The sequence below is a fragment of the Streptomyces sp. NPDC005962 genome, assembly GCF_040629205.1.
Lineage (GTDB): Bacteria > Actinomycetota > Actinomycetes > Streptomycetales > Streptomycetaceae > Streptomyces.
Map to the genome: position 1 here is coordinate 41955 of NZ_JBEXVE010000007.1, position 12480 is coordinate 54434.

General features: G+C 73.8%; 12 protein-coding genes and 1 pseudogene. 5 read left to right on the forward strand and 8 right to left on the reverse strand.

Features of this window, described 5'->3' with window-relative positions:
- Positions 1-73: 73 nt before the first annotated feature.
- The 3 genes from ABZ370_RS13920 to ABZ370_RS13930 all read right to left on the reverse strand — a co-directional run bounded on the left by ABZ370_RS13920 (position 74) and on the right by ABZ370_RS13930 (position 5631).
- Positions 74-1171: a pectinesterase family protein gene (locus tag ABZ370_RS13920; protein ID WP_358619947.1), complete on the reverse strand. Its 1098-nt coding sequence runs from the start codon at positions 1169-1171 to the stop codon at positions 74-76.
- A 177-nt stretch (positions 1172-1348) separates the two neighbouring features.
- On the reverse strand, positions 1349-2683 hold the full coding sequence (locus tag ABZ370_RS13925) for an SWF or SNF family helicase (RefSeq protein ID WP_358619949.1): 1335 nt from the start codon (positions 2681-2683) through the stop codon (positions 1349-1351).
- Positions 2680-5631, reverse strand: coding sequence for a DEAD/DEAH box helicase (locus ABZ370_RS13930; protein ID WP_358619950.1), 2952 nt, complete (start codon positions 5629-5631; stop codon positions 2680-2682). Before ABZ370_RS13930 ends, ABZ370_RS13925 begins: the two co-directional genes overlap by 4 nt.
- Positions 5632-5774: 143 nt before the next feature.
- Between ABZ370_RS13930 and ABZ370_RS13935 the strand changes: the two genes are divergently transcribed.
- Positions 5775-5957, forward strand: coding sequence for a hypothetical protein (locus tag ABZ370_RS13935; protein WP_358619952.1), 183 nt, complete (start codon positions 5775-5777; stop codon positions 5955-5957).
- Between the two features lie 245 nt (positions 5958-6202).
- Here ABZ370_RS13935 and ABZ370_RS13940 read toward each other — a convergent pair whose 3' ends face one another.
- The gene (locus ABZ370_RS13940) at positions 6203-6997 is read right to left on the reverse strand and encodes a hypothetical protein (protein ID WP_358619953.1); all 795 of its coding nucleotides are present in this window, start codon (positions 6995-6997) and stop codon (positions 6203-6205) included.
- A gap of 83 nt (positions 6998-7080) precedes the next feature.
- Entirely contained in the window at positions 7081-7617 is a 537-nt protein-coding gene (locus ABZ370_RS13945) for a PadR family transcriptional regulator (protein ID WP_358619955.1), read from the reverse strand.
- An 81-nt stretch (positions 7618-7698) separates the two neighbouring features.
- Here ABZ370_RS13945 and ABZ370_RS13950 point away from each other — a divergent pair.
- Positions 7699-8084, forward strand: a pseudogene (locus ABZ370_RS13950) (alpha/beta hydrolase); the annotation flags it as partial.
- 7 nt (positions 8085-8091) lie between these two features.
- Here the strand turns inward: ABZ370_RS13950 and ABZ370_RS13955 are convergent.
- Entirely contained in the window at positions 8092-8709 is a 618-nt protein-coding gene (locus tag ABZ370_RS13955) for a class I SAM-dependent methyltransferase (protein ID WP_358619957.1), read from the reverse strand.
- Positions 8710-8927: 218 nt separating this feature from the next.
- On the opposite strand from ABZ370_RS13955, the gene ABZ370_RS13960 reads away from it, so the two are divergent.
- Positions 8928-9374 (forward strand): roadblock/LC7 domain-containing protein, encoded by a 447-nt coding sequence (locus ABZ370_RS13960; RefSeq protein WP_358619958.1) that lies wholly within the window; start codon positions 8928-8930, stop codon positions 9372-9374.
- A gap of 106 nt (positions 9375-9480) precedes the next feature.
- On the opposite strand, the gene ABZ370_RS13965 is transcribed toward ABZ370_RS13960, so the two are convergent.
- A complete protein-coding gene (locus ABZ370_RS13965) occupies positions 9481-9909 on the reverse strand; it encodes a PPOX class F420-dependent oxidoreductase (protein ID WP_358619959.1) in 429 nt (142 codons plus the stop codon).
- A 119-nt stretch (positions 9910-10028) separates the two neighbouring features.
- Here ABZ370_RS13965 and ABZ370_RS13970 point away from each other — a divergent pair, with 119 nt between their 5' ends.
- A complete protein-coding gene (locus ABZ370_RS13970; protein WP_358619961.1) occupies positions 10029-10433 on the forward strand; it encodes a roadblock/LC7 domain-containing protein in 405 nt (134 codons plus the stop codon).
- 160 nt (positions 10434-10593) lie between these two features.
- Positions 10594-11523 (forward strand): DUF6397 family protein, encoded by a 930-nt coding sequence (locus ABZ370_RS13975; RefSeq protein ID WP_358619963.1) that lies wholly within the window; start codon positions 10594-10596, stop codon positions 11521-11523.
- 39 nt (positions 11524-11562) lie between these two features.
- Here ABZ370_RS13975 and ABZ370_RS13980 read toward each other — a convergent pair whose 3' ends face one another.
- Complete coding sequence (locus ABZ370_RS13980; RefSeq protein ID WP_358619964.1) at positions 11563-12453, reverse strand: acyl-CoA thioesterase II; 891 nt, start codon at positions 12451-12453, stop codon at positions 11563-11565.
- Between the last annotated feature and the right edge of the window lie 27 nt (positions 12454-12480).

A 12480-nucleotide genomic window follows, 5' to 3' on the forward strand; every position in this document is an offset into this window, starting at 1 on the left:
CCGCGACAGCGACCGGCCGCCGGTCCCGCCCCCCGACGGGACCGGCGGCCGGTCGCTCACCGGACCCGCCGGATCAGGACGGCTGCCAGCCCGCGAGCCAGTCCGCGATCTCGTAGTCGGCGGCCTGCGCGTCGGTCAGCTGCGGGCGGTCGCCGCTCGCCGCCCCCGAACCGGAGCCCGTGTTCTTGTACTCCGCGAAGCGGTCGTCCTTCCAGGAGAAGCCGCTCATGTCGGTCCACGGCGTAGTTTTGACCGCTACCGACAGGTTTGTGTTGCGGACGACCGTCTGCGGATCGAGGCTCGCGTCCCCGCCCGCGTGCCAGGGGCGGCCGAGGTAGAAGGACCGGCTGGTGACGTCCCCGCTGACGGTGCTGTTGATGAACAGGAAGCCCTTCTTGCCCGCCGCGGTCGAGGGCGCCGCGACATAGCCAGCGGAGCTGCCGTCGTAGCGCTTGACGAGCTTTATCGTCGACTTGTTGATGACGGCCGAGGCGCGGCCGAAGACGAAGTCGACATTGCCCTGGATCACCGAGTTGTTGACGTACACCCGGCCGGTCTTGTCCTTGCTCGCGGAGTCGAGCAGCAGGGTGTCCTGGTCGCCGACCGCGCCGATGTCGTCCAGCACGATCTGATCACCCGCGGTGCGCAGCGCGACCGCCTGCTTGTCGGTGATGCTCGTGTTCGCCTCGTTGAAGTCGTTCACGAACTGCACGTGGCGCGCCTGGAAGTCGTCCGCCTCGACGGCGACGGTCGCGCTGCCGCCGGTGCCGTAGGTCCCGCCGCCGGGCTTGGGGGTGCCGGAGGCGTTGTTGTAGACGATGGTCACGTCATTCTTGTTGCCGGTGCTGCCCACCAGCCGGATGTGCGGCTTGTTGGAGGGGATCTTCACGGTCTCCCGGTACGTACCGGGCTTGACGGAGATGGTGACCGCGGAGGCGTTGTTCGCCGGGACCGCGTTGACGGCCGCCTGGACGGTCGTGTACTGACCGCTGCCGTCCTTGGCGACGACGAGGTTCGCCGCCGCGGCGGAACCGGCCGCGTGGGCCCGGCCGCTGTCGCCGAGCCATCCGGTGGCCGGAGCGGCGATCAGCGCGGCGCCGGTGGCGAGGGCCAGGGGGCCGAGGAGCGGACCGGTGCGGCGGCGCCGGGAGCGCGGACGCGTTGGGGGCATGGGGAGGTCTCCGTCTCATGGAGGCGTGGGGGGTGTTCTGACGTCCTACGGTTGCCACGCCCCCGCGAAAGGTTGCCGCCCCGCCGCCGGTGCCACCGGGCACTGGGCGTCCGGCACCTGGCGCGTGGTACCGGACGCCTCATGCCGCGCCCGGTGCCGCGTCCGCCTGGTGCCGCGTCAGTCCGCGGCGAGCATCGCCAGGGCGGCCTCCGGGTCCTGGGCCGATGGCCCGGCGGGCCACCAACGGCCCCGGTCCTTGCGGTACGGCCACCAGCGGCCGTCGCGCCCGTAGCGCACCTGGGTGTCGGCGCCCACCGCCGTCCAGCGGTTGCCCGTCGCGCGCAGCCGGGGCGCCCGCTCGCCTACCTCCCAGGCGGCGGTGAGCTGGGCGCGGGCGCGCGCCAGGGCCCCGGCGTCCGGCGTCCACTCCTCCTCCAGCACGGCGAGCGCGGCGGCCCCGCCGTGCTCCCAGGCCCGTACGGCGCGGGCCAGATCCACCCGGTCGTGCCCGCAGCCCGCCGCGAGCCGGGCGGCGACCCCGGCCGGGGGACCGGCGGCGGTCAGCCGCACCGTGTCCTGCCACTCCGTCAGCGCGGCCGGAACCGGGGACGCGGCATGGCCCGGAGCCAGCGCCTCGGCCAGCAGCCGCTGGGCGCGTACGGCGGCGTCCGCCGCCAGGAACTCCAGCGCCGCCACCTCCAGCCCGGGCGCCGGGTCCGTACCACCGGCGAGCGCCGGGGGCCGACCGGGCGCGGCGACGGCAGGAGGGGGCGCGGGCAGCGCGGCCGGACCCGGCGCGGCGAACACCGCCCGGGCCGGTACGCCCTCCGCGACCGGTGCGCCCTCCGCGGCCGTTTCCCCCACCGCTGTGCCGTGCCGGGCGGCGTGCGCCACGCTGCGCACCTGGAGTTCGTCCAGCAGCTCCCGCTCCCCGCGTCCGCGCATCAGCAGCAGCAGATACGGGTCCTCGTCCAGCAGCCGGGCGACCTGGTAGCAGAGCGCGGCGGTGTGCGGGCAGTGGTCCCACGCCTCGCACGCGCACTCCGGCTCCAGATCGCCTATCCCCGGCAGCAGATCGACGCCCACGGCGGCCGCGTCCTCGACGAGCTGCGGCGGCATGTCGCGGTCGAGCAGCGCGGCGATATGCCCCGAGCGCTCCGCGACCACCCCCAGCAGCCGGTCCCACTCGCCCTCGTCCAGCTCCCGCAGCAGCACGTCGGAGCGGTACGGGGTGCGGTCCTGGTCCCGTACCACCGCGGTGATCCGCCCCGGCCGTACGCACACCGCGCCGACCGCGCCCTCGCGTGCGTGCTTGCGGCCGCGCTTGAGCTGCCCGTTGTCCAGCGCGGTGTCCTCCAGCGCCTTCAGCCAGGCCCGGCCCCACCAGGTGCGGGCGAAGCCGCGGCCCTGGGCGGGCGGCAGGGCGGCGAGGGTGCGCTCGGGCCGCGCGGAGGGCGCGTCCTCGGCGTACCCGCTCTCACCGGCCTCCTCGGCGTTTCCGGTACGGCTCATCGCTCGGTCCCCCTCAGCTCCACCAGCTCCGCGAGCTGGGCGTCGGACAGTTCGGTCAGCGCGCCCTCGCCGGAGCCCAGCACCGCGTCGGCCAGCTCCCGTTTGCGTTCCAGCATCGCGGCGATCCGGTCCTCCACGGTGCCCTCTGCGACGAGGCGGTGGACCTGCACCGGCTGGGTCTGGCCGATGCGGTACGCGCGGTCGGTCGCCTGGGCCTCGACGGCCGGGTTCCACCAGCGGTCGTAATGCACGACATGACCGGCCCGGGTGAGGTTCAGCCCGGTGCCCGCCGCCTTCAGCGACAGCAGGAACACCGGCGCCTCGCCGTCCTGGAAGCGCCGCACCATCTCCTCGCGGCGCGCCACCGGCGTACCGCCGTGGAGCAGCTGGACCGGTACTCCACGCGCGGTCAAGTGGCCCTCCAGGATGCGGGCCATCTGTACGTACTGGGTGAAGACGAGGACGCTCGCGTCCTCGGCGAGGATGGTGTCGAGCAGCTCGTCGAGCAGCTCCAGCTTCCCGGACCGCCCGACGATGGTGGGCCGGTCCTCCTTCAGGTACTGCGCCGGATGGTTGCAGATCTGCTTCAGCCCGGTCAGCAGCTTGACGATGAGCCCACGCCGTTCGAGCCCGCCGGTGACCGAGATCTCCGCGAGGATCTCCCGCACCACCGCCTCGTACAGCCCGGCCTGCTCCTTGGTGAGCGTGACGGCCCGGTCCGTCTCGGTCTTGGGGGGAAGTTCGGGCGCGATACCCGGGTCGGACTTGCGGCGCCGCAACAGGAAGGGGCGGACCAGCTTCGCCAGCCGCGCCGCGGCGTCCGGGTCGCTTCCGCTCTCCACCGCCTGGGCGTAGCGCCTGCGGAACGCGTCATGGGTGCCCAGCACACCGGGCGTGGTCCAGTCAAGGATCGCCCACAGCTCGGAGAGGTTGTTCTCGATGGGGGTGCCGGAGAGTGCGACGCGGGTCTTGCCCCCGATGGTGCGCAAGCGCTTGGCGGTCGCCGAGAACGGGTTCTTGACGTGCTGCGCCTCGTCGGCGACCACCATGCCCCAGGAGCCCGCCTCGGCCAGCCGGTCCGCGTCGAGCCGCATCGTGCCGTACGTGGTCAGGACGAACTCCCCGTCCGCGAGGCCGTCCAGGCTGCGCGACGTGCCGTGGTAGCGGCGCACCGGCGTGCCCGGCGCGAACCGTTCGATCTCGCGCCGCCAGTTGCCCATCAGCGACGTGGGGCAGACCACCAGGGTCGGCCCGGCGGCCCCGGGGACGTCCTGCCGGTGCAGATGCAGCGCGATCAGGGTGATGGTCTTGCCGAGCCCCATGTCGTCGGCGAGACAGCCGCCGAGGCCGAGCGAGGTCATCCGGACCAGCCAGTCCAGACCGCGCAGCTGGTAGTCGCGCAGGGTGGCGTCGAGGGCCGGGGGCTGGGCGACCGGCGGCCCGCCGTCGTCCTCCCCGGGCCGCGCGAGACGGTCGCGCAGCGCGGCCAGCCAGCCGGTGGCCCGCACCTCGACATCGGTGCCGTCGGCCTCCGTACGGCCGGTGAGGACGGCGCTGAGCGCGTCGACGGGGGCGAGCTTACGGTCCTGACGTTCGCGGGCGCGCCGCACCGACTCGGGGTCCAGGACCACCCACTGGTCGCGCAGCCGCACCACCGGGCGGCCCGCCTCGGCGAGCCGGTCCAGCTCCTCCCGGGTCAGCTCCTGGTCGCCGACGGCGAACCGCCAGCTGAAGCGGAGCAGCGCGTCGGCGGAGAGGAAGGAGGGCATCCGGGGCCCCTGGCTCTGTTCTGCACCGTCCGCCGCGTCATGGGCGTCGGGGCCGTCCGGGTCGTCCGGGCCGACGACGGCGCGGGCGGTGAGCCCGCGCACCAGCTCCTTGGGCCAGTGCACCTTCACCCCGGCGGCGTCCAGCGCCCCGGTCGCCGGGCCCAGCAGCTCGGTGACCTCCTCGTCGGCGAGATCGACGGCCTCGGGCACGGCGGCGGACAGCAGCGGGGTGAGCGGCGCCCAGGCGCGGGCCGCGCGCCGCAGGGTGAGCAGGGCGTCCATCCGGGCCCGGGGGCCGAGCGCCGCACCGGCGGGCGCGCTGCCCGCCCACACCTCGGCGGCGTCCGCGACCAGGGACGGGTCGGTGAGGCTGTGCAGTTGGAGGACGGCCCGGAAGCGGGGACCTGCGGCGCTGCCGTGGAGCAGTTCGATACGGAGCGACAGCCGTACGCCCGCGTCGTGCCCGGCGGCGACGTCGGCCGCCCAGGCGCGCTGTTCGGGCAGCCGCCGCGGGGCGGCAGCGGCGAAGGCAGGGCCGCCCGCGGCCATGGACGCGGCGGGCGAGCGCGGCAGCCCGTCCGCGACCGCGTCGAGGAAGGCGCGCATCCGCCGCTCGGGGTCGGGCAGCAGCAGGGGGTCGGTGCCGGGCAGTGCCACGGCGTGGGCGGCGGGCGGCATGGCGGCGGCCAGCTCACGCACCCTCTCCAGGTCGTCGGCGTCGAGCGGGCCGACCCGCCAGGCGTCGTGGTCGGTGGCGGTGAGCCCGGGCAGCAGTCGGCCGCGGGCGGCGAGTTGCAGGGCGAGGACGGCGGCGGCGCCCCAGAAGGCCGTCGCGGGGTCGGTGCGCTCTCCGTTCGGCCGCTCTCCGCCCGGTTGCTCTCCGCCCGGGTGTGCGGCGGCCGGCTGTGCGGCGGCCCGTGCCCGGGCCCGGGTGAGCACGGGCAGCGCCTCGGACAGGGGCAGCACCCGCGCGCGTACGGTGCGGGTGCGGACATCGGTGCCGTCGGGGACGACGACCGTCAGTTCCTCGGTGGAGCCGGACGGCCCGGCGGGCGGCGGGCCGTCCGGCCGCCAGAAGGCGACGCGCCCGGCGCGCGAGGGGTCGCCCGGCAGGAAGACGGCGGTGGAGCGGCAGAGTTCGGCGATCTCGGAGGGGCTGGTCGCGGAGGGTCGGATCACAGCGCTGACGCATTCCTCAAATTTGACTACCGGAGTGGGCGGCCGAGGGTACAACACGGCGGGGCGGATGTGGAACCGGCGGCCGCCGGTGTCCGTTGTGAGGAGTGAATACGGCTATGGGCCGGGTTAAGGAGGCTGGTGCGATGTCCACGCGCGCGAAGGTCGCCGCCGGAGGGGTGGCGGCCGGTGTGATCCTGCTGTGGCTGCTGCCCTTCTGGGCCGCGCTGCTGGTGATGGCCGGCGTGCCGGTCGCCGCCTATCTGCTGCTGGACCCGTCGCAGCGGCGCAGGCTGCGCGGGGCCTCCCGCAAGCAGCTGCGGCGCTGACCCCGGCGGTCCGGGCCCCGGCGGTCCGGCCCGGCGTCCGGGGCCGGGTGCGGGACTGGCGCCTGGGGTCGGGTTCGGGAGTGGGCTCCGGCCGGGTTGGGGAGCGGGGGCGACACGCGCCTGGGAGTGACCGCGCGATACCGATCGCGGATCGTCCCGGCACCCCCACCCCGGCCGGTCTCCGGGCCGTCAGGTCGCCCGGGAGGCTGTCCGCAGACGGCCCGGCCCACGGATTGCCCCCGCGCTCAGTGCGGTCGTACGGCCAGCTCGTCCAGCGCCGTCAGCAGCCCCGGCAGTTCCGGGCCGCGGCCGACCGGAAGCACCTCGCCGGGTGCGTCGTCCAGTAGCACGAACGCGATGTCATCGGTCCGCGCCACCATGCTCCAGCCCGGTCCGTCCGCCCGCAGCGTCCGCGCGTCACCCGCGGCGAACGCGGAGCGGATTCGGCCCAGCGGCGGGGGCGTGTCCAGGTAGCCGCGCGCCTCCTCCAGAACGCGCCGCACGCCCCCGTGCGGCTTCTCGCCCGCGGCTACGAACGTCACGTCGCTGTCCACCTGTTCGCGCCAGACCGCCCACTGCAGCGCGATCTCGTCCGCGCCCAGCCGCCGCTGCGGCGGGCCCCACTGCCCGGAGTCCGGGGGTGCGAGCGGCGGCCGGGCCGTGCCCTCGGGCTGGGCGTCGGGCGCGGGGTCGTGTGGTGCCGGTACGCCGGGAGCGGCCACCGCGACCGCGAGCGGCCAGCCGGGCAGGGAGGCGAGCACGGTCCGGTCGTCGAGCGACAGCTCGTACTCCATGCCGCAGTCCCAGGTCGCGATGGCGATCGCGACGAGCGACACATCGTCGGTGACCACCGTCCAGCGGGCGCCCTTGCCGTCCTGCCCCAGCACCAGGCCGTAGCCCGGCTCGTACGGCTCCAGCCCGAGCGCGGCGCACACCTCGGGGTAGTCGTCGCCGAGCACGCTCGGGAACTGTGCGGGCGTCAACAGCACGGCGGTCAGCACATACAGCGCGTCCTCGCCCGACTCCTCCGTGGCGGACACGGCAGCCTCCTCTTGCGGTTCTCGTCCGGCGCACCCTAACCAGCCGGTGGTCATGGCGTCGAGAGTCCTGCCGTGGTCGCGCGTCAGCCCTCGCCCGCGTCTCGCAGCGAGTCCAGGGTGCGCCGCAGCCAGGACAGTTCGGCCTGACTGGTGGCGCGCGCGATGGTGAGGACGCCCCGCCGGAACGGGTCTTCCACCTCTTCGGCGCGCAGCGGCCGGTCGCCCTCGTAGAAGAAGCTGGAGGGGCGGCGCAGAAAGGCCAGGCGGCGTTCGAGGACGGCCGCCTGCCCCGACGGGTCGTCCAGATGCCGCAGAAACGACAGCAGGGTGAACCACCGGTTCTCGTCAGTGATCTCGCCCTCGGCCGGATTCGCGAGACGGCGGCGCAGCTCGGCGTGCCCCTCGGCCGTCAGGGTCAGGACGTGCCGGGGCGCGGCCCCCGCGCCCGGCCGGGTCTCGCGGGCCAGCAGCCCCGCCTTCTCCAGGCGCTTGATCGCCGGGTAGAGCGTGCTCTCGGCCACCGGTTTGACGTGCCCGGTCAGCGCGGTGATGCGCTTGCGCAGCTCGTATCCGTGCAGCGGCGCGTCATGGAGAAAACCGAGGATGGCGAGTTCGAGCATGCCCCGCATTGTGGCGCACTCCGTGGTACCTCGGGTACGTAATACATCGGTGGCGATGCATTGTGCGCGAAGAGCGCCCCCGGGGCGGTCGCCATCGTGCTGTCGGTACGCCGTCCCGACCTGGTCTCCCGTCTGGTGCTCACCGAGGCGAACCTCGATCCGGCGCCGCCGTGCACTGCGGGCAGCAGCGCGATCAGCGCGTACACGGAGGACGCGTTCGTGCGCGGGCTGGTGCGCGGTACGGAGCCGACCATGCGCCGGATGGTGCTCGGCCTGGACATCCCGCGCACCTACCTCGTCGGCGGGCAGGGCGCGGCCTCACCGGCCGCGATGAGCTGGTGGCCGCCGGAGTGGCGGTGACGGCGGTTCCCGGCGCGGGGCACAACTTGATGTTCGACGATCCGTCGGCGTTCGCGGCGGCGATAGCGGCTCCGGGCCATGGGCAGGACCGGGCGGCCCAGTCCTGAGGACCGCTCAGTCCCGACGGACCGCGAGGGCCAGGAAGCGGGTGTCCTCGTCCGTGTACGCGTCCAGCCGCCAGCCACAACGGGCCAGCAGCGGACGCAGGTTGGGCTCGGCCCGCAGGTCCTCGGGGGTGAGCTCCCGGCCGTGGCGGGCGGCGAGCGCGGCGCGGCCCACCGGGTGGAACAGCGCGAACGACCCGCCGGGGCGCACCACCCGGGCCAGCTCGCGCAAGGCGTCCGCGGGGTCGGTGAGGTGCGAGATCAGCCCGGCGGCGAAGACCGCGTCGAGACAGCCGTCGCGCAGCGGCAGCCGGGCGACGTCCGCGAGGGCGAGTGCCCCGTCCCGGTCCCGACCGGCGCGTACGGCCGCCTCCAGCATCGCGGGCGTGAGGTCGAAGCCCAGGACGGTACCTCCGGGGCCGACCGCGGCACGCAGCGCGGGCAGGGCGCGGCCCGTGCCGCAGCCCGCGTCGAGCACCGCGTCGCCGGTGCGCGGGCCCAGCTCGGCGACGGCTGCGGCATAGGCCGGGCCGTCGTCGGGGAAGCGGCTGTCCCAGTCGGCCGCCCGGGGAGTGAAGAAGTCCCTCACGTCGGCCGCGCTGTCTCCGTGGGCGCGCTGATGGCGCATGACGGGCTCCTCGGTTCGCAGTCTCAAGAGCACATAGTTCGCAGTCTTAAGAACAGATTCGGGCATCGATCGGTCGTTCGGGAATCTGTCTCTGTCAAATTCCAGCAGGTTCGTAATGCGCCCCCCAATGCGCCCCCTTGCGGTCTAGCGTCCCTGGCCCACGAGGGACCCCGAGCGCGCCGCCCGCTCGCGGCGCGTGCCGACCGAGGGAGACCGTCATGATCAAGCGTCGCGCAGCCGCCGTCCGCTCTGCGATCGGTCTCGACCGGAGTCTGATCGATCCGGGCCTCCTCGACCGGATGCTGGACGATGGACCGGCCCGCGCCGCCGGTGTCCGCCATGCCGTGCTGCTCTCGCAGGACGGCACCACCCTGAGCGCGTCCCGTGGACTCTCCCGCCGGGACGCCAGACACCTGGCCGAGGTCGCCTCCGGCTTCCACGGCCTGGCCAGAAGCGCGGTGCGCCGTGGGCGGCCCGCCCCGGTGCGCCGGACGATGGTCGAGACCGAGAGCGGCACCCTCTTCGTCGCGGCGGCGGGAGCCGGTGCCTGCCTGGCCGTACTGAGCGCCGTGGGCGCCGACCCGGCCATGGCCGCCGCCGAGACGACCCGGCTCGTGGAGCGGGTCGGCGAGCATCTGCGCGCCCTCGGCCGACCACGCGGGTGATCGAGCGGGACGTCGGAGAGGCAGACTTGGTAAAGGCCGTGATGCGACCGTGAGCGATCGATTTCGGCCGAATCGGCTCACGCGGTCCACTCGGGTAACTCTTCGGCTAGTCGGCGATACCGGCCAGGGCGATGACCTTTTCGATATGGACCCGTACCAGCAGCTCGCCGGGGACGCCGTTGCGTGCCCCGAATTGTTCGGCGAGGTCATCGCCCACGTAGCGGGCGGCGATCCGGGTGGCCCACTCACGTACCTCCCCCAGGTCATCGCTGAGTTCGGCCCGGCCCCGCACCGTGACGAAGGAGAACGGGGGCCGGTCGTCGTCCACGCAGAGGCTGACCCGGGGGTCCCGGGCCAGGTTGCGTCCCTTGACCGTGTCCTGCCCGGTGTTGAGGACCAGGTCGTCCCCGTCGAGCAGGAACCAGATGGGCGCGAGATGCGGGCTTCCATCAGCTCGTACGGTCGCCAGTTTGCCGGTGCGGGTGCCCTCGGAGAGGAACTTCTGCCACTGATCCCTCGACATGTTCTGTGCCATGTCCCCATCTTGCGTCAAGCAGCGCAGAACGGCCGGAGAGACGGGTAGGGCGGGTTGCCCAGACGGCGGCAGTGAGAAAGGCTGGCACGCAGCTGAAGGGGAATCGGGGAGGAACGCCAATGGCACTCAGCAAGGGGCTCGACTGGTTACTGGACGACCTGACCCAGCGGATCGCGCAGGTGCGACATGTGCTGGTGCTGTCGAACGACGGGCTGGTGACGGGGGCGAGCGCGACGCTCGAACGTCAGGACGCCGAGCACCTGGCGGCGGTCGCCTCCGGGCTGCACAGCCTCGCCAAGGGGTCCGGCAACCACTTCAGGACGGGCCGGGTGCGGCAGACCATGGTCGAGTTCGAGGAGGGGGTCCTCTTCGTGACGGCCGCGGGTGACGGCAGCTGTCTCTGCGTCCTCAGCGGCCCGGACGCCGATGTCGGGCAGGTCGCCTACGAGATGACGCTGCTGGTGAACCGGGTGGGGGAGCACCTGGGAGTCGAGGCCAGGCAGGAGAGCGGCGCCCCGAGCTGACGGCGGGGAGACCGGGACGTCGGGACCGGGACGGGGGACCGGGTGTCGGAGGACCGAGAAGTTATCCACAGGAGGTTTTCCACAGGCCTGACGGAGCGTCGTGCCACACCGCTATCGTCGTCACTGTCAGTGATTGATGGATCGCGGGGGAGGACTCGTCATGGCAGTGGTACATGTGGAGCAGGAGGCGCGGCCGACGCAGGACGCGCGGGAGCGCCGGAAGCCGTCGGGCCCGGCGGGACCCGGGCAGCCGACGGGCGTCGCGTTCCGCACCGCGGCCCGGATGCTGGGTCTCATGCCGCGCGAGTTCGAGCTGGCCGAGCAGCTGGGGGAGGTGCATACCATCGCCACCCCCACCGGGCGGCGGGTGGCGCGGGAGGAGCTGGCGCGGCTGACGGGCGCCGAGGGATTCCCGGAGGTGCTGCGCGCCCGGCTGCGGGTGGTCGGCACGGCGGAGGGGGCCGAGCTGCTGGGCATCAGCCCGGGGCGGTTCACCCGCCTGGCGCGCGGTGGCTTCTTCGCCCCGGCCCGGTTCTATGTCAACCGGTATCGGCTCGTGGTGTGGCTCTATCTGGCCACCGATCTGGAGGAGTTCGCCGTCCGTGAGCCAGGCCTGCTGACCGGCCGCACCCCACCGGGGCTGAGCGCGTCGCTGGCCGCCGGAGAAGACGCGAGGGCCGAGAGGTGGCGGACCCGGCGGGTCGAACAGCTGCTCTCCCGGACCCGGGACCCCTGGAAGCGCGCCGGGGTGCTGGCCGCGGTGCTGGGCCCCGACGAACTGGCGGTGGCCGTCGGCGATCCGCACGACCGGGATCACGTGCGGGAGCTTCGCCCCGCGCTCGTCCCGGTGCGCCCCGCCGCGGCATCGGCGCGCAAGGTGATCGACAGGGTGCAGACGGCGAGGGGTTCCCAGGAGATCCTGCGGTATCGCGTGGCGCTCGCCGACGCCGTGCGGGCGGCGCGCCGGGTCCGCCCCGCACCGCGGCCGGACGCCGCGGTGGCACCGCTCCCCGCCTGCCGCACCCGGCCCCCGGGCCGGTCCGCGGGGCGGCCGCGCGGCCTGTGGCGCAGGCTGGTCGGCAAGCGCTGACCCCACGGCTGGTGCGCCGCCCGGAGGCTCGGCCGTGGGTCAGTGGCCCTCAGCGGCTTCCGGCGCCGGAGTCAGCGGGCGGAAGAGCCCTTCCTGGACGACGGACACCAGCAGGCGGCCCGCGCGGTCGTAGATCCGGCCGCGTGCCAGGCCGCGGCCGCCGGTCGCCACGGGCGACTCCTGGTCGTAGAGGAACCACTCATCGGTACGGAAGGGCCGGTGGAACCACATGGCGTGGTCCAGCGAGGCCATGTCGAAGCCCCGCGGACCCCACAGCGGTTCGACGGGTACCCGCACCGCGTCCAGCAGCATCATGTCGCTCGCGTAGGTGAGCGCGCAGGTGTGCACGAGCGGGTCGTCCCCGAGCGGTCCGACCGCGCGCATCCACACCGCGCTGCGCGGTTCCGCTTCCCTCAGTTCCTTATCGGTCCACCGCAGCCGCTCGACGTACCGGATATCGAAGGGCTGGCGGCGCTCCATCCGCGCGAGCGACTCGGGCAGGGCCCCCAAGTGCTCGCGGATCTCATCGGAGAGCTTCGGCAGGCTCTCCGGCTCAGGTACCTCGGGCATCGGCAGCTGCTGTTCGATGCCCGGCTCCGGACGGTGGAAGGAGGCTGTCAGATTGAAGATCGTCCGACCCTGCTGGACGGCGACGACCCGGCGGGTGGTGAAGGAGCGTCCGTCCCGGATGCGCTCCACCTGGTACACGATGGGCACACCCGGGCGGCCCGGGCGCAGGAAGTACGCGTGCAGCGAGTGCACCGGGCGGTCCCCGTCGGTGGTGCGCCCGGCGGCCACCAGCGCCTGCCCCGCCACCTGCCCGCCGAACACCCTCTGCAGCGATTCGTCGGGGCTCAGCCCACGGAAGATGTCCACCTCGATCCGCTCCAGGTCGAGCAGATCGACCAGGCGTTCGGCGGGGTTGGTCATCGGGGGTGCTCCTTCGCTGCGGTGGTT

Bases quoted from the DNA above. Each gene is read 5' to 3' on its own strand.
- ABZ370_RS13925 (WP_358619949.1), bottom strand. From the start codon at position 2,683: ATGAGCCGTACCGGAAACGCCGAGGAGGCCGGTGAGAGCGGGTACGCC.
- ABZ370_RS13960 (WP_358619958.1), top strand. From the start codon at position 8,928: ATGATCAAGCGTCGCGCAGCCGCCGTCCGCTCTGCGATCGGTCTCGAC.
- ABZ370_RS13980 (WP_358619964.1), bottom strand. From the start codon at position 12,453: ATGACCAACCCCGCCGAACGCCTGGTCGATCTGCTCGACCTGGAGCGG.
- ABZ370_RS13975 (WP_358619963.1), top strand. From the start codon at position 10,594: ATGGCAGTGGTACATGTGGAGCAGGAGGCGCGGCCGACGCAGGACGCG.
- ABZ370_RS13920 (WP_358619947.1), bottom strand. From the start codon at position 1,171: ATGCCCCCAACGCGTCCGCGCTCCCGGCGCCGCCGCACCGGTCCGCTC.
- ABZ370_RS13965 (WP_358619959.1), bottom strand. From the start codon at position 9,909: ATGGCACAGAACATGTCGAGGGATCAGTGGCAGAAGTTCCTCTCCGAG.
- ABZ370_RS13945 (WP_358619955.1), bottom strand. From the start codon at position 7,617: ATGCTCGAACTCGCCATCCTCGGTTTTCTCCATGACGCGCCGCTGCAC.
- ABZ370_RS13955 (WP_358619957.1), bottom strand. From the start codon at position 8,709: ATGCGCCATCAGCGCGCCCACGGAGACAGCGCGGCCGACGTGAGGGAC.
- ABZ370_RS13935 (WP_358619952.1), top strand. From the start codon at position 5,775: ATGTCCACGCGCGCGAAGGTCGCCGCCGGAGGGGTGGCGGCCGGTGTG.
- ABZ370_RS13970 (WP_358619961.1), top strand. From the start codon at position 10,029: ATGGCACTCAGCAAGGGGCTCGACTGGTTACTGGACGACCTGACCCAG.